The organism is Rhodococcus chondri (genome assembly GCF_036327435.1).
GTDB classification, from domain to species: domain Bacteria; phylum Actinomycetota; class Actinomycetes; order Mycobacteriales; family Mycobacteriaceae; genus Rhodococcus; species Rhodococcus chondri.
This window is the reverse complement of record NZ_JAUZMZ010000083.1, coordinates 1-22,246: the sequence shown is the minus strand read 5'-3', so window position 1 is coordinate 22,246 and position 22,246 is coordinate 1. Positions and strand designations below refer to the sequence as shown.

Below are 22,246 nucleotides of genomic sequence, written 5' to 3'. Positions count from 1 at the left end.
GCGCGTACCTGCTCGCCTATGCGGTGCCGTTGCTGACCACCGGCCGGATGGGCGACCGTTTCGGTACGAAACGGGTCTATCTGGCAGGTTTGACTGTCTTTACCGCGGCATCGTTGTGGTGCGGGATGTCGTCGTCCATCGAAATGCTCATCGTCGCGCGAATTCTTCAGGGCCTCGGCGCCGCGCTGATGTCACCGCAGACGATGACCGTCGTCACGCAGATCTTTCCGCCCGAGCGGCGCGGTACCGCAATGGGACTGTGGGGTGCAGTGGCCGGGATGGCGATCCTGGCAGGACCCCTCACCGGAGGATTTCTCGTCGACGGCCTCGGATGGGAGTGGATCTTCTACGTCAACGTGCCGGTGGGGCTGATCGGGTTCGTGCTCGCCGTGCGGTTCGTGCCCACGCTGCCCACTCACGTGCGCAGCTTCGATCTACCGGGAGTTCTCCTCAGCGGTGCCGGCATGTTCTGTCTCGTGTTCGGCATCCAGGAAGGCAACTCCTATGCCTGGTCCGCGCGCGTGTGGGTGCTCATCGGCGCCGGGGTGGTGCTGTTGTCGGCGTTCGTGCGGCACCAAGCGCGGACGCGTGGCGAGCCGCTCGTGCCGCCGGACCTGTTCCGTGATCGCAACTTCTCGCTGGCCAACATCGGCATCGCGTCGATCGGGTTCTCGATCACCGCGGTGATGCTGCCGCTGATGTTCTACGCGCAGAACGTGCGGGGCCTCGGGCCCACCGGCTCGGCGCTGCTGATGGTGCCCATGGCGGTGCTGTCCGGAGTGCTCGCGCCTGTCGTCGGGCGGCTCGTCGACCGGGTCCACCCGCGGTACATCGCGGGGTGCGGTTTCGCGCTGATGACGGTCGCGTTCGTGTGGCTGTCACTGGTGATGACGCCGGACGTCCCGACCTGGCAACTGCTGTTGCCGAGCGGGCTGATGGGCATCGCGTCGGCCGCTATCTGGTCACCCTTGTCGGCCACGGCGACGAATCACCTGGAATCGCATCGGGCCGGCGCGGGGTCCGGTGTCTACAACACCACTCGTCAGGTCGGTGCCGTGCTGGGCAGCGCCGCGATCGGTGCTTTGATGGCGACGCTGTTGTCCGCGCACGGTGTGGAGATCGGACCCGCCGAGATGGGAGCGGCGGTGCTACCCGAGGGCCTCCGCGAACCGTTCGCCGCCGCGATGGCCCGGTCGTTGTGGCTCCCGGCCGGGGTTCTGCTGGTCGGTTTCGTCGTATCCGCGTGTTTTGCACGGCCCCGCACCCAGGTGCACAAGCGCAACGAATCGGTTCACGCCCCCGAAATGTGACACGCGCCATATAGTGCAAGCACGCACGAGGCTCGGAGGTGGCCATGTCACTGGCGGTGGTGGAGGTGCCCGCCGGAGTCGGCTGGTTGCAGGACGAGAGGGTCCGGCGCCGGACCGGGGGAATCCTGCAGTACGAAGATCTCGAGCCGTGCCTTGCCGAACTGCTCGACCGCAGTGCGCTGCGGTTCGCGCACCGCACCGCCGCCGTCGACCGTTCGGGGCGCGCCATCACCTACAAGGAACTGTGGGAAGGATCCGCGCGGGTCGCAGGTGGCCTGCTCGACCAGGGCGTCGGTCCCGCGGACCGGGTGGTGGTGCACTACCGGAACGGGTTCCCGTGGCTGCGGGCATTTCTCGGTGTCGTCCTGGCCGGAGCGGTGCCGGTGCTGCCCGACCCGTCGTGCAGCGACACCGAACTGGCCCACGTCGCGGCCGACAGCGGCGCGGTACTGACACTCGAGACCGACCTGCCGGACGGAGTGCCGTTCCTCGACGGCGGTGCCTCACCCGACGAACTGGCGCTGCTCTACTACGTGCGCACGTGCGGCGCGGGGCTGCGCGGTGTCGAGTTGACCAACACCAACGTCCTGTCGACGATCGAGGCGGTGGCCTACGCGATGGACCTGACCGCCGAGGGAGCGCGGACGGTCATCACCGCGCCGCTGTCCACCGCCGTCGGCTGCAGTGTGCAGTTGCTGCCCACACTTTCGTTCGGCGGCACCGTCGTGGCGGCCGGAGTGCGCGGCACCCGCGTTCCGTGGCGGCACCTGCGGGCCTCCTTCCCGACGGCGCGGTGCGTGCGCGGGTGGGGTGTCGCCGAAACCGGCGGTATCGGTCTGCTGCTGCCGTCCGAATTCCGGCGTCGCCATCCGCGCAGCGTCGGGATCCCGTTCGGTGGCATCGAGGTCGCGTTGCTCGGACCGCACGCAGAAGAGGGTGTCGGAGAAATGCTGTGCAGGGGGCCGAGTGTGGCGCAGCGCTACTGGAACGACCCGGAGGCGACCGCCGAGGTGTTCGGCGACGGCTGGTTCCGCACGGGCGACCAGGTGTTCATCGACGACGACGGGTTCGTCAACCCCCTGGCCGTGCGGGTGTCCTGAACTCGGGTGCTCCGCCCCGGCCGGGTATCCGTGCCCCTGCCCATCGGGTATACAACGTGTACCCGAACTTTCGTACACGTAGTGGAGGATTGCATGTCCGACGAGGTCCTGCTCGAGCGTCGCGGTCGAGTCCTGATCATCACCATCAACCGGCCGCAGGCCCGCAATGCGATCAACGCGGCTGCCAGCCAGGCGCTCGCGGACGCAGTCGACCAACTCGACGCGGATGACGATCTGTCGGTGGGTGTCCTCACCGGTGCCGGGGGAACCTTCTGCGCGGGAATGGATCTCAAGGCCTTCGTGGCGGGGGAGAACGTCGCGATCAAGGGTAAGGGGCTGGGCTTCACGGAGGCGCCGCCGCGCAAGCCGATCATCTCGGCCGTCGAGGGATTCGCGCTTGCGGGCGGCACCGAATTGGTGCTCGCCACGGACCTCGTCGTCGCGGCGAAAGACGCGAAGTTCGGGATCCCGGAGGTCAAGCGGGGTCTGGTCGCCGCCGGCGGCGGTCTGCTGCGGCTGCCGACGCGCATCCCGTACCAGAAGGCACTCGAACTGGCCTTGACCGGCGACGCGTTCACGGCCGAAGAGGGCCACCGGTACGGCTTCGTCAACATCGTCACCGAACCGGGTGGCGCACTCGACGGAGCTTTGGAACTCGCGGAGCGGATCACCGCGAACGGTCCGCTCGCGGTGGCGGTGACCAAGGAAATCATCTCCAAATCGGCCGACTGGTCGTCGGACGAGGCGTTCGCCAAGCAGAACGAGTTCGCCGGACCGGTGTTCGTGTCGGAGGACGCCCGCGAGGGCGCGACGGCGTTCGCCGAGAAGCGCCCCCCGGTGTGGAAGGGCAAGTAGGCCGGAAGGGGACCTGGTGGTGGACGAAAGCGAACCGCTCGCCGAGCTGCACGTGCATATCGAGGGCACGCTCGAACCGGAGTTGATCTTTTCGCTGGCCGAGCGCAACCGCGTGGCGCTACCGTACTCGGATCTGGCGGATCTGCGGAGCCGGTACGAGTTCACCGACCTCCAGTCCTTCCTCGACCTGTACTACGCGAACATGCAGGTGCTGCAAACCGCGGAGGACTTCGCGGATCTGGCCCGCGCCTACCTCACCCGGGCGGCGCGGGCCGGGATCACGCGGGCCGAGTTCTTCTTCGATCCGCAGGCCCACACCTCCCGAGGGGTACCGCTGAGCGAGGTCGTCGACGGACTCGCCGACGCCGTGGCCGGCGCGCGCGCCGAATACGGTGTCGACGCCGCCATGATCGCCTCGATAGTGCGCGACCGCCCCGTGACCGAAGCACACGAGGTTTTCGGCGAGCTGATGCGATTGCAGGCGCCCGTCATCGGGCTCGGCCTCGACTCGGCCGAAATGGGTTATCCGCCCTCGCTGTTCGAGGACGTGTTCGCCCGCGCTCGCGCGGAGGGACTGCACATCACGGCGCACGCGGGGGAGGAGGGGCCGCCGGAATACGTGGTGCAGGCCCTCGATCTCCTGGGTGCCGAACGTATCGATCACGGCATCCGATCGCTCGAAGACCCGGAACTCGTCGCGCGTCTGGTCGACGAGCAGATCCCGCTGACGGTGTGTCCGCTGTCGAATGTGCGGTTACGGGTTGTGGATTCGCTCGCCGATCATCCGTTGCGCCGCATGCTCGACGCCGGTCTGTCTGTGAGCGTCAACTCCGACGACCCGGCGTACTTCGGTGGTTACGTCGACGATGCGTTCGCTGCGTTGCAGACCCATCTCGGATTGACCGACGAGGAACGGACAACGCTGGCGCGCAACTCGATTCGCGCGGCGTTCGACTAGGAGTCCTCGCCGAGCACCCGCTGTAGATACGCATTGCCGAAGACGCGTTGCGGATCCACCCGGTCGCGCACGGCGAGGAAGTCGTCGAAACGGGGGTAGGCCGGCCTCAGATCGTCGGCGGTGCGGTCGTGCAGTTTGCCCCAGTGCGGGCGGCCGCCCACCGCGCACGCGATGGCCTCGGTCGCGGCGAAATAAGCATCATGCTCGCGCCGATGATATTGGTGCACAGCCACATAGGCGGTGTCGCGGCCGTAAGCGGTGGACAGCCACACGTCGTCGGCGGACGCGAACCGCACTTCGACCGGAAACCCGATCCGGGTGTCGCTGCGGCGGATCCAGGTATCGATTTCGGCCAGGACCGTCGGCAACGCTTCGGTCGGCACCGCGTACTCCATCTCCCTGAACCGCACGCGACGGGCCGACGCGAACACCCGGTAGCTGCGATCGGTGAACCTGCGCGGTGCGAGCGCCCGCGCGGAGACCGAATTGAGACCGGGAATCAGGGCGGGAACACGTGTCCCGAGTTGCTGGAAAGCCCCGAACACGCCGTTGGAGAGCACCTCGTCGTCGACGAAACCTCTTATCCGCCCGACCGGTTCGGTGGGCGCCGCTCCGGGCAACCGGGTGTTGCGCTTGGTGAGCACCCGTTCGGTGTGGGGAAACCAGTAGAACTCGAAATGGTCGATGCCGAGCCGTTCGTCGTCGAGTCGGTCGAGGGTGTCCCGCAGGGATGCCGGTGCTTCCTCGGCATGCAGGCGGAACGCGGGTACACAGGCGAGAGTGACGGTCACGAGGATGCCCACCGCCCCGAGTCCCAGCCGGGCGGCCTCGAACAGCGCGGGGTCCCGGGTGGGGGAGCACTGCACGACCGATCCGTCCGCGAGGACGAGTGTCGCTCCTCGGACCTGTGCGGCCAGCCCGCCGAATTGTGCTCCGGTGCCGTGGGTTCCGGTGGAGATCGCGCCCGCGATGGACTGCGCGTCGATGTCGCCGAGGTTGGCGAGCGCCAGCCCCCGTTCCCACAGCAGTGCGTTCAGCTCGCGTAAGCGGGTGCCGGCACGCACGGTGACGTCGGCGCCGGTCGCGGTCGCTTCGACGGATTCGATACCGCTGATCCGGTCGAGGGAAACCAGGGTGCCATCTGTGACTGCGACACCGGTGAAGGAGTGTCCGGCACCGACCGCCTTGAGGCGCGAGCCGTCATCGGCGCTGCGGCCGACGACGGAAACCAGCTCGTCCACGGTGCCGGGAGTTTCGAAGCGGTACGGTGTCGCCGCTTCGGTGCGCGCCCAGTTGTGCCAGGTTGCCATGCCACCCATCATTTACTGGACAACCGTCCAGGTCAATAGCGACTCTCGGACCGGGCTCTGCCCTACGATCGGGGAATGCTGAACCGGTTACCTGCCGACGAGCGCAGAGCGCAACTCGTCGAATCCGCCCTCGAGCTCGCCGAACGCGGCGGCGTCGGCTCGGTCACCGTCCGTGCGGTCGCGGAGAATGCCGGCGTCTCCCTCGGCGTCGTGCACTACTGTTTCGACAGCAAGGAAGCGCTCGTCGTCGCGATGGCCGAGACGGTGATCAACCAGCTCAGCGAGGCCATGCATGCCGCCTTCGACGTTCCCCACGACGGGCCCGACCCGCAAGGTGTGCGGGGCCTGCGTCAGCTTCTGCATGCCGGCCTGAGCGCGATGTGGCCGGCCATCGAATCGACCGCCGGCCGGCAGGTTCTCACCTACGAAATCACCGCCTACTCGCTGCGGCACCGGGCCGCGGGAACGACGCTCGGCGACGATATCGCGCTCCGGCAATACCGCATGATGGACGAGCAGGCTCGCAGCTTCTTGGAAAGATGCGCCGAACGCAGCGGCACGATCTGGACCGAACCCGTCGAATGTCTCGCCCGGATATCCCTTGCGCTGCTCGACGGGCTGGTGCTGCGCTGGCTCGTCGACCGCGACAGCGAAGCCATCGTCGGCGAACTCGACGATATCGCGGGGATAATTTCGGCGCGGGCCGCCGAACGCTCCTGACATCGGGGCTCCGACACCGAATACCCAGACCCGTCCGTCTCGACGATTGGATGCTCCGTGACCGCTGCCGTCCTCGATCGACTCGACGCCGCCACTGCCGATCTGGATCCGCCGTTCGCCGCAGCAGATCTGCCGACGCTGCGTCGCAACGCCGACGATCTGCGCCGACGCGCCGCGGGTACGCCCGTGCGGGTTGCCAGCAAATCGGTGCGATGCCGCGCGGTGCTCGAAGAGGTACTCGGCGCCGACCTGACCGCACACTCCGGATTCCGGGGCATCATGGCCTATTCGCTACGCGAGGCGCTGTGGCTCGTCGAGCGGGGTGCCCGGGATGTGCTCATCGGATATCCGACGACCGACCGGGGTGCGCTGGCCGCGCTCGCCGATCGACCCGAGGCGCTGAGCGCCGTCACGCTGATGGTGGATTCGAGCGCCCATCTCGAACTGATCCGGGATGCCGTCGGCACGGCGACGGTGCGACCACGGATCTGCCTCGACGTCGACGCCTCGCTGCGCCTCGGCCCGATACATCTCGGTGTCCGGCGCTCGCCCCTGCGCACTCCCGACGGTGTCGCCGAACTCGCCCGCTCCGCCGGCGCGGCGGGGTTCGCCGTCGTCGGCGTCATGGTCTACGAAGCGCAGATCGCGGGGCTGCCCGACTCGTCGCTGCCGGTGCGCTGGGTCAAGCGGGCCTCGGCCGCCGAACTCGTCACCCGCCGCGGAGCGGTAGTCGAGGCGGTGCGCGCGGTCGTCGGCGATCTGGAAATCGTCAACAGCGGTGGCACCGGCTCGCTCGAGGTCAGTTCCGCCGATCCCGTCGTCACCGAGGTGACCGCCGGGTCCGGCCTGTACGTGCCGACCCTGTTCGACAACTACCGTGCCTTCACTCCGCACCCGGCGTTGTTCTTCGTGCTTCCGGCGGTACGCAAACCCAGCCCCTCCATCACCACCGTGTTCGGCGGCGGGTACATCGCCTCGGGGCCGGCGGGGTCGTCGCGGGTCCCGCGGCCGGTACGTCCCGCAGGGCTACGGCTGCTGCGCAACGAGGGGGCCGGTGAGGTGCAGACTCCCGTCACCGGTCGTGCTGCCGGCGACATCCCTCTCGGGGGGCGCGTGTGGTTCCGGCACGCGAAGGCCGGGGAACTGTGCGAGCGCTTCACCCGCCTGTATCTCGTCGACGAGGACGGCACCCGCACCGCCGTACCCACCTACCGCGGAGAAGGGCAGTGCTTCCAGTAGGGCAGTGCTTCCGGTAGGACAGTGCTTCCGGTAGGGCAGTGCTTCCGGTAGGGCAGTGCTTCTGGAAATATCCGCTTCCCGGCAGACATTGCTTTCCAGTGCATACAGCACAATGGTCCGATGCCGTTCTTTCCCGGTGCCACCGGCCAGGTGCACTACCGACACTGGAATCTCCGCGGTGCGCACGCCGCCGTGGTCTTCGCGCACGGCATGGGACAGCACACCGGGCACTATCACCGGTTCGCTGCGGGGCTGGCATCCGACGGGATCGCGATGTGGGGTCTCGACCTCGCCGGGCACGGCCTGTCGGAGGGCATCCCGGGCCGGGCCGGCGATGTGGCCGACCATGCCCGGGACCTCTCGACTCTCGTCGAGCTCGCCGAAGAGGAAGGGCTGCCGCTGGTGCTGATGGGCCACTCGCTCGGCGCGGCCTCTGCACTGACGTTGCTGCGCAGCGCCGCCGACCGGTTCACCGGTGCCGTGCTGTGCGGCACTCCCCGCACGGCAACGATCCCGGCGACCGCCGACGTGCTCGATCGTTCCGGGCTGCCCGTCCTCGTGGTGCACGGTGCCGACGACCGGCTCGCCCCGATCGATCCCGTCCGGGCCTGGGCGGCCACCGTGCGGGGGCTGCGGATACTCGAATACCCCGATGCGGGGCACGATCTGCTCCACGAACCGGGGCACCGCGCAGTCACTCACGACGTCGCGGATTTCGTCCACCGGGTAGCCGGGTCCCGACACGAATGAACGAATGCACCCCCCGATCGATCTGGTCGATCGGAGGGTGCATTCGCTCGGCCGTATGGGGCAGAGACTGTCGATCAGTTGTAGATCGCGGCGATCTCCGCACCGTGCTTCTCGTGGATGATGTTCCGCTTGAGCTTCAACGTCGGGGTGAGCTCGCCGGACTCGATGCTGAAGTCGGTGTCGAGGATCCGGTACTTCTTGATCGCCTCGGCCTTCGACACCTTCTTGTTGGTCTCGGCGACCGCGGTATCGATCTCGGCGATGAGGTCGGGGTTCTTGGTCAGTTCCGCGACGGTCGTGCCGACCGGCAGGTTGTGACGCTCGAGCCAGCCGGGCAGTGCTTCCGGATCCAAGGTGATCAGCGCGCCGATGAACGGCTTGGAATCACCGACGACGATGACCTGGCTGATCAGCGGGTGGGAGCGCAGGGAATCCTCGAGGATCGCCGGGGCGACGTTCTTTCCGCCCGCGGTGACGATGAGCTCTTTCTTGCGGCCGGTGATCGAGAGGAAGCCGTCTTCGTCGATGGTGGCGATGTCGCCGGTATGGAACCAGCCGTCGCGGATCGCGTCCGCGGTGGCTTCGTCGTTCTGCCAGTACCCGTCGAACACCATCGGCCCCTTGAGCAGCAGCTCACCGTCCGCGGCGACCTTCGCGGCGCACCCGTTGAACGGCTTGCCGACCGTGCCGATCTTCTGGGATGCGGGGGTGTTCATGACGATGCCACCGGTGGTCTCCGTGAGGCCGTAGCCCTCGTAGATGGTGACGCCGATACCTCGGAAGAAGTGGCCGAGGCGCGCACCGAGTGCGGCGCCGCCGGACACGGCCTTGTTCACATTGCCGCCGAGAGCGGCCTTGAGCTTGCCGTAGACCAGCTTGTCGAACACGGCGTGCTTGATCTTCAGGACGAGACCCGGACCGCCGCTCTCGAGTGCCTTGCTGTACTCGATGGCGGTGTCGGCCGCCTTGTCGAAGATCTTGCCCTTGCCGCCGTCGTACGCCTTCTGCTTCGCCGAGTTGTACACCTTCTCGAAGACGCGCGGCACCGAGAGGATGAAGTTCGGCTTGAACGCGGCGAACTGATCGAGCAGGGTCGTCAGGTCGGAGGTGTGCCCCACGGTCACCTTGTTGTCGAACGCCGCGAACGAGATCAGGCGAGCGAACACGTGGGCCATCGGAATGAACAGGAGGGTGCGCTGGCCCTCTTCCATCGAGTCGGGCAGTGCCAGCCCCGCGCCCGCGGACTCCGACGCGAAGTGCCGGTGCTTGAGCTGCACGCCCTTGGGACGCCCGGTGGTGCCGGAGGTGTAGATGAGGGTTGCTGCGGACTCGGCGGTGACCTGCTTACGACGTTCGTCGACCTGCTCGTCGGTGAGGGCGGCACCGCGCGCGACGAGCTCCTCGACTGCGTTCTTGACTCCGGCGGCCGGCTCGATCGTGAGCATCTCCCGCACCGTGGGCGCGGCCTCGACGACGTCACGCATGCTCTCGACGTGGTCGGAGTTCTCGACGATGATCATCGAGGTGCCGGAGTCCTCGAGGATCCACTTGGCCTGGTCGGCCGACGACGTCTCGTAGATCGCGACGGTGGCGCCACCGGCGGTCCAGATCGCATAGTCGAGGAGGACCCACTCGTAGCGCGTGCTCGAAAGGATCGCGACGCGGTCGCCCAGTTCGATGCCCGAGGCGATCAGGCCCTTCGCTACGGCGCGCACCTCGGCTGCGAACTCGCGAGCGGTGACCGGAACCCACCGTCCGTCGACCAGTCGCTCGAACGGCACGAAATCCGGTGATTCCTTCTCGTGCCGGAACACCGAATCGGCCATCGAGACGTCCTCCCCGATCGAGAACGACTGTGGTACGGCAATCTCACTCACTGTGACCCCTCCATCTTTTTTGTCGGACGGTGTGCATTGCATCACAGCCGGTGCGCGTCTGTAAGCACCGGGCCGCCCGTTTTGCGAAGTTCCCGGGGTCAGTGTGCGTGATTCGCATTACCAACGCTACCCGTGAGTAAGGAAGGTTACCGTGACGGCCGGTATCTGACCAGGGGTCACGACAGCGAGCCGTTCCGCATGAGGTCGGCAGCCTCATCGTCGGAAAGCTGGTGGAAGTCCGCGTATGCCGCGCCCACGCTGTCCGAATCGGCCGGCGACCACGGGCACACGACCTCGTCCGCCGCACCGCCGACCCGGCGAATCGCATCGGGGGAAGCGACCGGCACGGCCAGCACGACCCTGGCGGCACCCTCGGCGCGTGCGGCGAGGCACGCCACCGCCGCGGTCGCGCCGGTCGCCATCCCGTCGTCGACGATCACCGCGGTGCGTCCGGTCAGGTCGATGCGTTCGCGACCGCGGCGCAGCAGCGCTGCCCGCCTCTCGAGTTCGGTGCGTTCCTTCGCTTCGATCCGGTGGATGGAGTCGGCGGCAATCCTGCCCATTCGGATGACGTCGTTGTTGAGGACACGGAAGCCGCCTTCCGCGATCGCCCCCATCGCGAGTTCGGGATGCCAGGGCACTCCCAGTTTGCGGACCACGAGGACGTCGAGTGGCGCGTCGAGCGCGCGTGCGAGTTCCCGCGCGACGGGGAGGCCCCCGCGCGGCAGAGCGAGGATCACCGGATCGGTGTCGCGCAGGTGGGCCGTCGAGCGGGCCAGTCTGCGCCCGGCGTCTTCACGGGACGAGTACCGCACCTCTCCAGTATGAGCCAGAGGGGTCCGAACGTGCCTGCAACAGCGTGTTCTGGCACACTCACGCGCAGGTGTGGAGCGAGGACGGTCTCCCATCCGATAAACTGCTGGTCAAATGAGTGAAAATCAAGACGCCCCCGTCCAGGAGACCGCGACTCTCACGTTTGCCGATCTCGACATCGATGACCGTGTGCTCCAGGCTCTTTCGGATGTGGGCTACGAGTCCCCGTCGCCGATCCAGGCCGCGACCATTCCACCACTGCTGGAGGGACGGGACGTTGTCGGTCTCGCTCAGACCGGCACCGGCAAGACCGCCGCTTTCGCGGTGCCGATTCTGTCCCGGATCGACACCACCAAGAAGCGGCCCCAGGCGCTGATCCTGGCCCCCACCCGCGAGCTCGCCCTGCAGGTCGCAGAGGCTTTCGGTAAGTACTCCGCGCACATCCCCGGGCTGCACGTGCTGCCCATCTACGGCGGTCAGGCATACGGAGTGCAGCTCTCCGGACTCCGTCGCGGTGCGCAGGTCATCGTCGGTACTCCCGGACGTGTGATCGATCACCTCTCCAAGGGCACGCTCGACATCTCCGAGCTCGAGTTCCTCGTCCTCGACGAGGCCGACGAGATGCTCACAATGGGTTTCCAGGAGGACGTCGAGCGCATCCTCGCCGATACCCCCGACACCAAGCAGGTCGCGTTGTTCTCGGCGACGATGCCCGGCGCGATCCGCCGGTTGTCGAAGCAGTACCTGAACAACCCGCAGGAGATCACGGTCAAGTCGAAGACCACGACCTCCTCCAACACCACCCAGCGCTGGGTGCTCGTGTCGCACCAGCGCAAGCTCGACGCTCTGACCCGGATTCTCGAGGTCGAGTCGTTCGAGGCAATGATCATCTTCGTTCGGACCAAGCAGGCCACCGAGGATCTTGCCGAGCGGCTCCGTGCCCGAGGCTTCTCTGCAGCGGCCATCAACGGCGACATCGTGCAGGCACAGCGTGAGCGGACCATCGGTCAGCTCAAGAGCGGTGCCCTGGACATCCTGGTCGCCACCGACGTTGCGGCCCGCGGTCTCGACGTCGAACGCATCAGCCACGTCGTCAACTACGACATTCCCCACGACACCGAGTCGTATGTGCACCGCATCGGCCGTACCGGCCGCGCGGGACGCAGCGGCGACGCGCTGCTGTTCGTGGCACCGCGCGAGCGGCACCTGCTCAAGGCGATCGAGCGGGCGACCCGCCAGCCGGTCACCGAGATTCAGCTGCCCAGCGTCGAGGACGTCAACGCGCAGCGTGTCGCAAAGTTCAACGACTCGATCACCGAGGCACTCACGTCGGACAACCTGCAGATGTTCCGCACGTTCGTCGAGGATTACGAGCGCGAGCACGACGTGCCGCTGGCCGACATCGCCGCCGCCCTGGCAGTTCTGTCCCGCGACGGCGAGTCGTTCCTCATGGAAGCCGAACCCGAGCCGGTCGTCCACCAGCGCCGCGAGCGCGAGCCTCGTCCGCCGCGCCGCTTCGAAGACGACGGGGCATCCCGCGTCGGCCGCGAGGGCCAGGAAATGGCCATGTACCGCATCGCCGTCGGCAAGCGTCACCGCGTGCAGCCCGGTGCGATCGTCGGTGCCATCGCCAACGAGGGTGGCCTGCGTCGCGGCGACTTCGGGCACATCAGCATCCGTGCCGACCACAGCCTGGTCGAACTGCCCAAGGACCTGTCGCCGCAGACGCTCGACGCGCTGCGTGCGACGCGGATCTCGGGTGTGCTGATCCAGTTGCAGCCCGACTCCGGAACGCCGGGCGGACGTCCCGGCTCCTACCGTGGCCGTGACGACCGGGGTGATCGGGGTGACCGTCGCGGCGGCGGTGACCGTCGCGACTTCGGCGGCCCGAAGAAGGACCGTGGCGAACGCGGTGGACATCGCAGCGACCGCGGGCAGGGTGGCAGCGGAGGGTTCCGCGGGCGCGACTGACGCGTAACAATTCCGGTGGTCGAGGTCCCCGGGTGGTGGAGCGCACTCTCGAAGTTGCTCACCACCCGGGGACTCACCACCCCGGATTCACCACGGCAGCTTCACCATGCCGAACCGTCGAGCGTGCCGGCGGTCGCGCCGTCGATCGATTCCCGGATGACGTCGGCGTGCCCCGCATGCCGGGCCCACTCCTCGATCTGATGGAGGGCCAGAAACCGGACGGTGAACGGCACTCCCTGGTCGATCCACTGCACTACGTCGTCCGGAATCTCGACGATTCGGCCCAGATCCGGCTCGGCGCGCAGCGTCGCCGCGAAATGCGCCGCCGTGGCGTCGAGCCGCGTGAGCCGGCCGTCGATCGTCTCGTCGGCATCGACCGACCAGCCGGCCGTCCATGTCGCGACGGGATCGGAATCGCCGTCCGACGTGCCCGTGATCCGTCCGTCGGCGGCGATGTGCCCGCTGATCAAGTGATTCAGCAGCGACGCCAAGCTCATCGACGATGCGCTCGGGACGCTGCGTGATTGCTCTTCGGTCAAGCCGGAGAAGACGTTTCGCAATGCGTCGTACTGGTTGTCCAGGAGGCGGAGGATCAGCTCGGTTTCGTTCGCGGTCGAAGTCATGATCCGAGTATCGGAACCATTGCGGACGACTTTCGACCTGAATCGGTGGTGAATTGGGTTCGATACAGCTCCTCGTATCGGCCTCCGGCCGCGAGCAGTTCGACGTGGGTGCCGCGCTCCACGATTCGACCGCCCTCCACGACGAGAATCTGATCGGCGGCGCGGATCGTCGACAGCCGGTGCGCGATGACCACCGACGTGCGTCCGGCCAGCGCCTCGGTGAGAGCCTCCTGAACGGCCGCCTCCGACGTCGAATCCAGGTGCGCGGTGGCCTCGTCGAGAATCACCACGCGCGGCTGCGCAAGCAACAGTCGCGCAATGGTCAGCCGCTGCCGCTCACCGCCGGACAGCCGGTACCCGCGCTCACCGACGACAGTGTCCAGGCCGTTCGGCAGTGAAGCGATCAACTCGTCCAATCGTGCGCGGCGCAGGGCGTCCCACAGCTCTTCCTCGGTCGCCTCCGGCCGGGCGAGCAGCAGGTTGCCGCGCACGCTGTCGTGGAACAGGTGCCCGTCCTGGGTCACCAGACCGACGGTGGACCGGATCGAGTCGGTCGTCAGATCGCGCACATCGACACCACCGAGCAGCACCGCACCCGAATCCACGTCGTACAGCCGGGGAATGAGCTGCGCGATGGTCGATTTGCCTGCCCCCGACGAACCGACGAGCGCAACCATCTGCCCGGGCTCGACGTGGAACGACACGTCGTGCAGGACGGTTTCGCCGCCCCGTGAGTCGAGCACCGCGACCTCCTCGAGCGACGCGAGCGAGACCTTGTCCGCCGAGGGGTACGCGAAGTGGACGTCGCGCAGTTCGACCGAGACCGGACCATCTGATACCGGTTCGGCGTCGGGCGACTGGCGGATCAGCGGGGTGAGATCGAGGACTTCGAAGACTCGCTCGAAGCTGACCATGGCGCTCATGACATCCATCCGGGCGCTGGCCAACGCAGTCAGCGGCGAATACAGGCGGGTGAGCAGCATCGCCATGGCCACCACCGACCCGGGGTCGAGTTCCCCGCGCAGGGCGTAGAAACCGCCGAGTCCGTAGACGAGCGCCAGCGCCAGCGCCGATACGAGGGTGAGCGCGGTGACGAACACGGTCTGCAGCATTGCGGTGCGTACCCCGATGTTGCGGACCCGGCGGGCGCGGGTCGCGAACTCGGCGGATTCGCGGGCGGGCCGGCCGAACAACTTGACCAGCGTCGCACCGGGTGCCGAGAAACGCTCGGTCATCTGCGTGTTCATGAGCGAATTGTGGTTCGCGGCTTCACGGCTCAACTGAGCGAGGCGGGCGCCCATGTGGCGGGCGGGAAGAACGAAGATGGGGAGCAGCAGCAGTGCGAGCAACGTGATCTGCCACGAGATGCCCAGCATCACCACGAGGGTGATCACGAGTGTGACCACGTTGCCGGCCACCCCGGACAGGGTGTCGCTGAATGCGCGCTGCGCGCCGATGACGTCGTTGTTGAGGCGGGAGACGAGTGCCCCGGTACGGGTGCGGGTGAAGAAGGCGATCGGCATGCGCTGCACATGATCGAACACGGTCGTGCGCAGGTCCAGGATCAGGTCTTCACCGATACTGGCGGACAGCCATCGGTTGGCGATACCGAGTCCCGCTTCGAGTAGGGCGATCCCCGCGATGATGACGGCCAGCCATACCACCACCGACAGCGCGGCGTTCTCGACGATCGCGTCGACAACGCGTCCGGCGAGCACCGGCGTGGCGACGCCAAGCGCTGCGATGAGCACGCTGAGTGTCAGGTAGAACGCGATGTTGCGGCGATGTGGACGCGCGAAATCGGCGATACGGCGAACGGCGGCACGAGAAAACGGCCGCCGGTCGCTCTCTGCGTGCATCGCGTTGTACATCGCGTTCCACGCGGTGACTTCCATGCTCATAGGTGAGCCCTCCCTTGTGTCACCCCGAAGGTAGAACCTCGAGCGCGCTCGAGGTCAAGCGTAGGACTCGTGGAGGACGGTCGGCCAACCGGTTTTGCCGTGGGACCCTTTCTCCGGTGTGCGACGTCGCTTCAGTCGGCGACGTCCACGACCAGGCGTGTCGGTCCGGTGAGCGAGAAGACGGAGAACGCAGTGCCCGGTTCGGCGACACCGATGAACGACTGGGTGACGCCCTCGAAGACTCCGGACCCGCTGACCTCGACCACCGAGCCTCCGGGATCGGCGAGCACCGGGTCCGGGCCGTCGTACGGTTCGACACCGCTGTCGAAGGGGTAGGCCGAGCCGTCGATGAGCACCTGGATGGTCGCGCCTCCCGCGACGGTCACGGGGTTGCCGCTGCCGTCCTGGGTGGGGTTGTCGACGTAGCCGACGCGCCATCCCGGTGTCCCGGTGCCGCCCAGTTCGTAGACGACTCGGTCGAAGCCGTCGTGCCGTCCGGTGCGGATCTCGGTGACGGTCAGTTTCGCGTCGTCGCCGGCGGGAGAGACCTTGTCCGCGGTGTCGGTGGGAAATGTGGCGGAAGCGGCGTCGGAGCGTGCGTCGCCCGACGGCGTGCTGATCGCGACGGCGGCCTGGGGTGTGGGATCCCCCTCGGTCGAGCAGCCCGCGAGGATCAGCCCGGCGGCAGTGACGGTGATGGCGATGCGGGTGCGAAGCATGGGGCTCATGGTACGGGTGCGCGATGCGCTATCCGGGAGGCGACGCGGGGTCTTGACCATTTCGACATCGAGTCGCAGAATTCAACGGGCGATGATTTCAACACTCGATGAATTGAGTGGACATGAATGACACGAACCAACCTCCTACGACCTCGGCCACGGCCGTGGACGTCCGCGACCTGCATGTCCGGCGCGGCGTGCACCGAGCGCTGGAAAACGTGAGCGTGCGCGTACCCCGCGGTTCCATCACCGGCCTGCTCGGACCGTCGGGGTGCGGGAAATCGACCCTGATGCGCTCGATTGTCGGTACCCAGATCGTCGAATCCGGCACCGTCACGGTGCTGGGCCTTCCTGCCGGTTCGGCGAGCCTGCGACGACGCGTCGGATACGTCACCCAGGCGCCGAGCATCTACCCGGACCTGACCGTGACCGACAATGTCTCCTACTTCGCGGCGCTCTATCACCGGCCGAAGTCCGCCGTCGACGAGACCGTGACGGCCGTCGGTCTCGCGAGCCACGCCCGCACCCCGGCGGGTTCCCTGTCGGGTGGGCAGCTGAGTCGTGCCTCTCTCGCGTGCGCCCTCGTGGGCGATCCCGAACTGCTGGTGCTCGACGAGCCGACCGTCGGTCTCGATCCTCTGCTGCGCGCCGAACTGTGGGATCGGTTCCGCGCGCTGGCGGAGGGCGGCACCACCCTGCTCGTGTCCAGCCATGTCATGGACGAGGCCGACCATTGCGACGAACTCCTGCTGCTACGCGAGGGGAGCTTGATTGCGCAGCTCACCCCGGACGAATTGCGCGAGCAGACCGGCGAGCCGAGCCTCGAGAACGCATTTCTCCGACTGATCCGAACCCGGACGGGAGCCTGACCATGAGTGCCGTCGTCTATGCCGCGACCACCACCCGAATCCTGCGTCAGCTGCGGGCCGACCATCGCACGGTGGTGATGATCGCGGTGGTGCCCAGTCTGCTGCTGGTCCTGCTCTACTTCATGTACCAGAACACACCCGTCGGCCCGGACGGTCGGTCGCTGTTCGAGCGCATCGCAATCACGATGCTCGGAATCCTGCCGTTCGTCGTGATGTTCCTGGTGACATCGATCGCGATGCAGCGCGAACGCACGTCGGGCACCCTCGAACGGATCCTCGCCACACCGATGACGAAGCTCGACCTGCTCGCCGGATACGGCAGCGCCTTCTCTCTGTCGGCCGTTGTGCAGGCCGCGCTGGCGTGCGCGGTCGCGTTCTGGCTGCTGGGTGTCACGAGTGCCGGCTCGGTGGCGTGGGTGCTGATCATCGCTGTGCTCGTCGCGGTGCTCGGTGTATCGCTGGGACTGTTGTGTAGTGCGTTCGCCCGCACCGAGTTTCAGGCAGTGCAATTCATGCCGATCATTGTCATCCCGCAGTTTCTGCTCTGCGGACTGTTGGTGGCACGCGAGGATCTGCCCGACTGGTTGCGCTGGATCAGCAACGTGCTTCCCCTCAGTTACGCGGTGGAGGCACTGCAGCAGGTCGCGAATCATCCTGGTACCACCGCCATCATGGTGTGGGATCTGGTTGTCGTCGTTGCGTTCGTCGCAGCGGCCCTGACGATCGGTGCTGCGACGCTGCGCCGCCGCACGCCGTGACCCGCAGTGCGGACACCCACCGGTCCGGCCGGCGGCCGGGGAACTCCGGTGCCCGAGACGAGATCCTCTCGGTGGCCCGGGAAATGTTCGCGACCAACGGATTCGACAAGACCACGATCCGAGGGATCGCCGGCCGCGCCGCCGTCGACCCCGCGCTCGTACACCACTACTTCGGCACCAAGTTGGATCTGTTCACCGAATCGATCGCGTTGCCCGTCGATCCCCGCGAGGTACTCGCACCGGTGTACGCGGCTCCACTCGACGAGCTCGGCCACGCTCTCGCGACCGCGCTGCTCGGCGTGTGGGACTCACCGCACCGCGACCGTGTCGTCGCGATGTTCCGCGCACAGATCTCGGGTGACGACACCGGACTGATCCGCACGTTCCTGCTCGACGTCGCGCTGGAACCACTGCTGAAGAAGATCGATCGGCCCGCGGGCACCGGACGGTTGCGTGGCGAACTCGTCGCTACCCAGATGGCCGGGGTGATGCTCGTGCGGTACATCCTCGCGCTCGAGCCGTTGGCCTCGCTGCCGTCGAAACAATTCGTCGACATGATCGCGCCGACCCTGCAGCACTACCTCACCGGAGAGCTACCCGAAGTCGACGACAGCGTCCCTCACCAGGCGCCGTGATTGCGGCGTCGGGTGCGGCTCGACTCGATCAGCCGGTGTGTTCTCGCAGGTAGGCGATGTCGTCGGCGATTCCCTCGCCTGGTGTTTCGAGAACGATCGGAGCGTCGGCCTTTTTCGCGATCTCGACGAGTAGCTGCGGATCGATCGCACCGTCGGCGAGGTTCGCGTGCCGGTCACGGGCAGAATCGAACTCGTCGCGCGAATTGTTCAGGTGCACGAGATCGATGCGACCGGTCACCGCGTGTACCCGCTCGACCACGTCGACGAGGTCCTCGCCCGCGGCCCACGCATGACAGGTGTCGAGGCAGAACCCCGGGCCGTAATCGCCGATGGCGTCCCACAGCCGCCCGATCGTGTCGATATACCGGGCCATCGCGAAGTCGCCGCCCGCGGTGTTCTCGACCAGAATCGGCACCGCGAACCCACCCTTGTCCTGTTGTCGTTCGAACAGCTTGCGCCAGTTCTCGATTCCGACCGCCACGTTCTCGCCGTCACGGACGTGCCCGCCGTGCACCACGAGGCCGAACGCACCGATTTCGCCTGCAGCGTGGGCGTGCTCGGCGACGGCCTTGCGCGACGGCATCCGCAGCCGGTTGTTCAGGCTCGCCACGTTGATGACGTAGGGCGAGTGCACCACCACGTCGATTTCGGAGGCGAGGATCTGTTCGGTGCGGGGATGCTCTCCCGGTGTCACCCACTTCTGCGGGTCCGAAAGGAACAGCTGCACCAGATCGGCGCCCAGTCGCTCGCCCTGACCGATCGGATCATCGTCCTGCCGGACGTGTGCCCCTATCCGCATGAACTCAGCCTAGCGACCGTCCCGATCACCGGGAGTGCATCGGAGGGGTCCGACGTAGCGTCTGCTTGATTGGTGGCATCTCGGCAACAGATCACAGGGGAAGAACATGGACAAGCTGGACGGCAAGGTCGCACTGATCACCGGGGCGGGTCAAGGCGTCGGCCAGGGGGTGGCGTTCGCGCTCGCCCGCGCAGGGGCCGCCATCGCAGTCACCGGACGAACGGAAGCAAAGCTCGCCCGGACCGTGGAGCAGATCCGCGGTTTCGGAGGCACGGCCGAGGCGATCGTGTGCGACATCTCCGACACCGCCCAGATCACCGAGACCGTGGAGCGAACCGTCGAGCTGCTCGGCGGCGTCGACATCCTGGTCAACAACGCGAGCCTCAACCCGCTCGGTCCGCTGCTCGACCTCACCCCGGAACTCATGGAAAAGGCGTATCGCAGCGGACCGATCGCAGCGCTCCACGCGATGCAGGCCGTGTACCCGAGCATGAAGGCACGCGGCGGCGGATCGATCGTCAACATGGTGTCGTCCGCCGCGGTGCGCTGGGACATGTCCGGCTACGGCGGATACGCATCGGTGAAGGAGGCACTGCGGTCGCTGTCGAGGACCGCGGCCGCGGAGTGGGGCATCGACGGCATCCGGGTCAACGCTGTCGCACCACACGCACTCTCCCCGGGGCTGCAGTGGTGGACCGAGACCCACCCCGACGAAGCCGCCGAATTCGTCAGATCCATCCCACTGCGCCGCATCGGCGACCCCGAACAGGACATCGGCCGGGCCGTGGCCTGGATCGTCAGCGACGACGCCCGTTACCTCACCGGTGCGACGGTGCCGCTCGACGGCGGCCAGGCGCGCTGGGGGTGAGAAAACCCTGATCGCAGGGCAGTGAGATAGATCAGGGGACTCCCCGATGGTGCCCGCTCACCGGACGCGGGAAGATGTGTGGCATGCCATCGCACTCGATTCCGGCCGCACGCTCCCAAGATCTGACGAAAATCTACGGCACCGGTGAAACCGCTGTCCACGCCCTCGACGGCGTGACCGCAACGTTCGCCGCCGGTGAATTCACTGCCATCATGGGCCCATCCGGATCGGGCAAATCCACCTTGATGCACTGCCTCGCCGGTCTCGACAGCGCGACCTCCGGCTCCGTGCTCATCGGCGACACCGATCTGACCAGCCTGTCCGACAAGGAGATGACCCAGTTGCGGCGCGACCGCATCGGCTTCGTCTTCCAGGCATTCAACCTCGTTCCGACGCTCACCGCGCTCGAGAACATCACGCTGCCGCTCGACATCGCCGGCCGCAAGGTGGACCAGGAATGGCTCGACACCGTCGTCGGCAGGCTCGGCCTCGGCGACCGCCTCGATCATCGTCCCGGCGAGTTGTCGGGTGGTCAGCAGCAACGTGTCGCGTGCGCCCGCGCGCTCGCCGGCCGGCCCGAAATCATCTTCGGCGACGAACCCACCGGCAACCTCGACTCCCGGTCCTCCGGTGAGGTGATGTCGATCCTGCGTGCCTCCGTCGACGAATTCGACCAGACCGTCGTGATCGTCACCCACGATCCCCGCGCCGCCGGCTACGCGGATCGGGTGGTGTTCCTTGCCGACGGGAAGATCGTCGACGAGATGCGCGACCCCACCGCCGAGACGGTGCTCGACCGGATGAAGCAGTTCGACACCGCGACCGCTGTTCGTGCGGCGAAGTAGGAGTACGGCGAGCATGAGTGGAAACCCCATCCGCAAGGTTGCCCTGCGCAACCTCGCCGCCCACAAGGTGCGGCTGGCCCTGACCGTGTTGTCGGTGGTGCTCGGCACCGCTTTCATCACCGGATCGTTCGTCTTCACCGATACCCTGCAGCGCACGTTCGACGACATCTTCGGCGACGTCGCCCAGGGTGTCGATGTGCGGGTCAGCACCGAACAACTCGGCTCGCGTGGTGTCCCGATCGAGGACGCCGACCGGGTTGCCGCACTGCCCGGCGTGGAGCGCACGTCCCCGAGAATCGGCGGGGGTCTGATCGTCCTCGACTCGGAGGGCGCCGCAATCCAGACCGGGGGCGCACCGGCCGAGGGCTACGCCTGGTTCCCTCCGGAGCAGTCCGTCGGTGAGCCGTTCGAATTCCTCGCGGGTACCCCGCCCACCGAACCCGGGCAGATCGCGCTGAACTCCAGTGCCGCCGAGCGCGGCAACCTGGAGGTGGGCGACGAGACGCAGGTGCTGACGATGGCGCAGGGCATGGTTCCTGTGACCATTTCCGGCTTGTACGAACTCGACACCGATACCGGCGGTTACATCGGTGCGCTGTTCACCGAGGCCCAGGCCACCCAGTTGTTCAGCGACGGGCGCCACGTGCAGTATCTCGACGTCGTCGGCGACGGATCCCGCACGCCGGACGAACTGCGCGACGAGGTCGCGGCGGCGCTGCCATCTCTGAAGGTGCAGACAGGTGCGGAAGTCACCGAGGAGACCAAGTCGCAGGTCGGGGAGGCGCTGAACTTCCTCAACTACTTCCTGCTGGCCTTCGGAGCGATCGCGCTACTGGTCGGCACATTCATCATCTACAACACGTTCTCGATGATCGTCGCGCAGCGTCTGCGGGAGCTGGCGCTGCTGCGAGCCATCGGCGCGAGCCGCACGCAGGTCGGCCGATCCGTCACGCTCGAGGCACTCGTCGTCGGCGCCCTCGGCAGCATCATCGGTATCGCGGCCGGCGTCGCACTCGCCTACGGCCTCCGCGCGGCCCTGAACGCCGCGGACCTCGGACTGCCGTCGGGGGCGCTGCAACTGTCACCCCGCACCGTGATCGTGGCGCTGCTCGTCGGCATCGTCGTCACCGTGGTGAGCGCCTACGCCCCCGCCCGCCGCGCGACGCACGTACCGCCCGTCGCGGCGATGCGTGAGGAATCGACCGCCACCATCGAATCGTTGAAGCTCCGCACGATCGTGGGTGTGGTCGCCGCCGTCGCCGGTGCGATTCTCGTCGTCATCGGTGCCCAGAACACCGGCGGCGGTGCCGCCTCGACCGTCGGTAT

General features: G+C 67.2%; 21 protein-coding genes. 14 read left to right on the top strand and 7 right to left on the bottom strand.

What is annotated here, in order from left to right:
* The 4 genes from Q8814_RS15250 to Q8814_RS15235 all read left to right on the top strand — a co-directional run.
* On the top strand, window positions 1–1,310 hold a 1,310-nt coding region (locus Q8814_RS15250), incomplete at its 5' end, for a DHA2 family efflux MFS transporter permease subunit (protein WP_330152860.1).
* Between the two features lie 44 nt (window positions 1,311–1,354).
* Entirely contained in the window at window positions 1,355–2,410 is a 1,056-nt protein-coding gene (locus tag Q8814_RS15245; RefSeq protein WP_330152862.1) for a class I adenylate-forming enzyme family protein, read from the top strand.
* A 93-nt stretch (window positions 2,411–2,503) separates the two neighbouring features.
* On the top strand, window positions 2,504–3,265 hold the full coding sequence (locus Q8814_RS15240) for a crotonase/enoyl-CoA hydratase family protein (protein ID WP_330152859.1): 762 nt from the start codon (window positions 2,504–2,506) through the stop codon (window positions 3,263–3,265).
* Window positions 3,266–3,284: 19 nt separating this feature from the next.
* A complete protein-coding gene (locus tag Q8814_RS15235) occupies window positions 3,285–4,223 on the top strand; it encodes an adenosine deaminase (RefSeq protein ID WP_330152861.1) in 939 nt (312 codons plus the stop codon).
* On the opposite strand, the gene Q8814_RS15230 is transcribed toward Q8814_RS15235, so the two are convergent.
* Window positions 4,220–5,533: a D-arabinono-1,4-lactone oxidase gene (locus Q8814_RS15230; RefSeq protein ID WP_330152858.1), complete on the bottom strand. Its 1,314-nt coding sequence runs from the start codon at window positions 5,531–5,533 to the stop codon at window positions 4,220–4,222. The two genes, Q8814_RS15235 and Q8814_RS15230, sit on opposite strands and share 4 nt — an antisense overlap.
* A gap of 75 nt (window positions 5,534–5,608) precedes the next feature.
* On the opposite strand from Q8814_RS15230, the gene Q8814_RS15225 reads away from it, so the two are divergent.
* From Q8814_RS15225 to Q8814_RS15215, 3 genes are all read left to right on the top strand, one after another.
* Entirely contained in the window at window positions 5,609–6,253 is a 645-nt protein-coding gene (locus Q8814_RS15225) for a TetR/AcrR family transcriptional regulator (protein ID WP_330152857.1), read from the top strand.
* Window positions 6,254–6,310: 57 nt separating this feature from the next.
* Window positions 6,311–7,492, top strand: coding sequence for an amino acid deaminase/aldolase (locus tag Q8814_RS15220; protein ID WP_330152856.1), 1,182 nt, complete (start codon window positions 6,311–6,313; stop codon window positions 7,490–7,492).
* 120 nt (window positions 7,493–7,612) lie between these two features.
* Window positions 7,613–8,242 carry an alpha/beta hydrolase gene (locus Q8814_RS15215; RefSeq protein ID WP_330152855.1) on the top strand — a complete coding sequence of 210 codons (630 nt, stop codon included), beginning with the start codon at window positions 7,613–7,615 and terminating at the stop codon, window positions 8,240–8,242.
* Between the two features lie 74 nt (window positions 8,243–8,316).
* Here Q8814_RS15215 and Q8814_RS15210 read toward each other — a convergent pair whose 3' ends face one another.
* Together Q8814_RS15210 and Q8814_RS15205 are read right to left on the bottom strand one after the other, a co-directional pair.
* Window positions 8,317–10,119, bottom strand: a complete 1,803-nt coding sequence (locus Q8814_RS15210; RefSeq protein ID WP_330152854.1) for an AMP-dependent synthetase/ligase — start codon at window positions 10,117–10,119, stop codon at window positions 8,317–8,319.
* 176 nt (window positions 10,120–10,295) lie between these two features.
* The gene (locus Q8814_RS15205) at window positions 10,296–10,934 is read right to left on the bottom strand and encodes a phosphoribosyltransferase (RefSeq protein WP_330152853.1); all 639 of its coding nucleotides are present in this window, start codon (window positions 10,932–10,934) and stop codon (window positions 10,296–10,298) included.
* A gap of 112 nt (window positions 10,935–11,046) precedes the next feature.
* On the opposite strand from Q8814_RS15205, the gene Q8814_RS15200 reads away from it, so the two are divergent.
* Entirely contained in the window at window positions 11,047–12,903 is a 1,857-nt protein-coding gene (locus Q8814_RS15200; RefSeq protein ID WP_330152852.1) for a DEAD/DEAH box helicase, read from the top strand.
* Window positions 12,904–13,004: 101 nt separating this feature from the next.
* Here Q8814_RS15200 and Q8814_RS15195 read toward each other — a convergent pair whose 3' ends face one another.
* The 3 genes from Q8814_RS15195 to Q8814_RS15185 all read right to left on the bottom strand — a co-directional run bounded on the left by Q8814_RS15195 (window position 13,005) and on the right by Q8814_RS15185 (window position 16,146).
* Window positions 13,005–13,526, bottom strand: coding sequence for a mycothiol transferase (locus Q8814_RS15195; protein WP_330152851.1), 522 nt, complete (start codon window positions 13,524–13,526; stop codon window positions 13,005–13,007).
* Entirely contained in the window at window positions 13,523–15,427 is a 1,905-nt protein-coding gene (locus Q8814_RS15190; RefSeq protein WP_330152850.1) for an ABC transporter ATP-binding protein, read from the bottom strand. Before Q8814_RS15190 ends, Q8814_RS15195 begins: the two co-directional genes overlap by 4 nt.
* 131 nt (window positions 15,428–15,558) lie before the next feature.
* Window positions 15,559–16,146 carry an AMIN-like domain-containing (lipo)protein gene (locus Q8814_RS15185; protein WP_330152849.1) on the bottom strand — a complete coding sequence of 196 codons (588 nt, stop codon included), beginning with the start codon at window positions 16,144–16,146 and terminating at the stop codon, window positions 15,559–15,561.
* Between the two features lie 122 nt (window positions 16,147–16,268).
* Between Q8814_RS15185 and Q8814_RS15180 the strand changes: the two genes are divergently transcribed.
* Genes Q8814_RS15180 through Q8814_RS15170 form a run of 3 tightly spaced genes read left to right on the top strand, consistent with a single transcriptional unit; the run spans window position 16,269 to window position 18,408 of the window.
* Window positions 16,269–17,015, top strand: a complete 747-nt coding sequence (locus Q8814_RS15180; RefSeq protein ID WP_330152848.1) for an ABC transporter ATP-binding protein — start codon at window positions 16,269–16,271, stop codon at window positions 17,013–17,015.
* A gap of 2 nt (window positions 17,016–17,017) precedes the next feature.
* Window positions 17,018–17,773 (top strand): ABC transporter permease, encoded by a 756-nt coding sequence (locus tag Q8814_RS15175; RefSeq protein WP_330152847.1) that lies wholly within the window; start codon window positions 17,018–17,020, stop codon window positions 17,771–17,773.
* Complete coding sequence (locus Q8814_RS15170) at window positions 17,770–18,408, top strand: TetR/AcrR family transcriptional regulator (RefSeq protein ID WP_330152846.1); 639 nt, start codon at window positions 17,770–17,772, stop codon at window positions 18,406–18,408. The genes Q8814_RS15175 and Q8814_RS15170 overlap by 4 nt, the downstream gene beginning before the upstream one ends.
* A gap of 28 nt (window positions 18,409–18,436) precedes the next feature.
* On the opposite strand, the gene Q8814_RS15165 is transcribed toward Q8814_RS15170, so the two are convergent.
* Window positions 18,437–19,207 (bottom strand): deoxyribonuclease IV, encoded by a 771-nt coding sequence (locus Q8814_RS15165; RefSeq protein ID WP_330152845.1) that lies wholly within the window; start codon window positions 19,205–19,207, stop codon window positions 18,437–18,439.
* 106 nt (window positions 19,208–19,313) lie between these two features.
* Here Q8814_RS15165 and Q8814_RS15160 point away from each other — a divergent pair, with 106 nt between their 5' ends.
* The 3 genes from Q8814_RS15160 to Q8814_RS15150 form a co-directional block, all read left to right on the top strand.
* Window positions 19,314–20,075, top strand: a complete 762-nt coding sequence (locus Q8814_RS15160) for an SDR family NAD(P)-dependent oxidoreductase (RefSeq protein WP_330152844.1) — start codon at window positions 19,314–19,316, stop codon at window positions 20,073–20,075.
* Between the two features lie 83 nt (window positions 20,076–20,158).
* A complete protein-coding gene (locus Q8814_RS15155) occupies window positions 20,159–20,920 on the top strand; it encodes an ABC transporter ATP-binding protein (RefSeq protein ID WP_330152843.1) in 762 nt (253 codons plus the stop codon).
* Window positions 20,921–20,933: 13 nt separating this feature from the next.
* On the top strand, window positions 20,934–22,246 hold a 1,313-nt coding region (locus tag Q8814_RS15150; RefSeq protein ID WP_330152842.1), incomplete at its 3' end, for an ABC transporter permease.

Bases quoted from the DNA above. Each gene is read 5' to 3' on its own strand.
- Q8814_RS15245 (WP_330152862.1), top strand. From the start codon at position 1,355: ATGTCACTGGCGGTGGTGGAGGTGCCCGCCGGAGTCGGCTGGTTGCAG.
- Q8814_RS15240 (WP_330152859.1), top strand. From the start codon at position 2,504: ATGTCCGACGAGGTCCTGCTCGAGCGTCGCGGTCGAGTCCTGATCATC.
- Q8814_RS15230 (WP_330152858.1), bottom strand. From the start codon at position 5,533: ATGGCAACCTGGCACAACTGGGCGCGCACCGAAGCGGCGACACCGTAC.
- Q8814_RS15225 (WP_330152857.1), top strand. From the start codon at position 5,609: ATGCTGAACCGGTTACCTGCCGACGAGCGCAGAGCGCAACTCGTCGAA.
- Q8814_RS15215 (WP_330152855.1), top strand. From the start codon at position 7,613: ATGCCGTTCTTTCCCGGTGCCACCGGCCAGGTGCACTACCGACACTGG.
- Q8814_RS15200 (WP_330152852.1), top strand. From the start codon at position 11,047: ATGAGTGAAAATCAAGACGCCCCCGTCCAGGAGACCGCGACTCTCACG.
- Q8814_RS15195 (WP_330152851.1), bottom strand. From the start codon at position 13,526: ATGACTTCGACCGCGAACGAAACCGAGCTGATCCTCCGCCTCCTGGAC.
- Q8814_RS15190 (WP_330152850.1), bottom strand. From the start codon at position 15,427: ATGAGCATGGAAGTCACCGCGTGGAACGCGATGTACAACGCGATGCAC.
- Q8814_RS15185 (WP_330152849.1), bottom strand. From the start codon at position 16,146: ATGCTTCGCACCCGCATCGCCATCACCGTCACTGCCGCCGGGCTGATC.
- Q8814_RS15180 (WP_330152848.1), top strand. From the start codon at position 16,269: ATGAATGACACGAACCAACCTCCTACGACCTCGGCCACGGCCGTGGAC.
- Q8814_RS15175 (WP_330152847.1), top strand. From the start codon at position 17,018: ATGAGTGCCGTCGTCTATGCCGCGACCACCACCCGAATCCTGCGTCAG.
- Q8814_RS15165 (WP_330152845.1), bottom strand. From the start codon at position 19,207: ATGCGGATAGGGGCACACGTCCGGCAGGACGATGATCCGATCGGTCAG.
- Q8814_RS15160 (WP_330152844.1), top strand. From the start codon at position 19,314: ATGGACAAGCTGGACGGCAAGGTCGCACTGATCACCGGGGCGGGTCAA.
- Q8814_RS15155 (WP_330152843.1), top strand. From the start codon at position 20,159: ATGCCATCGCACTCGATTCCGGCCGCACGCTCCCAAGATCTGACGAAA.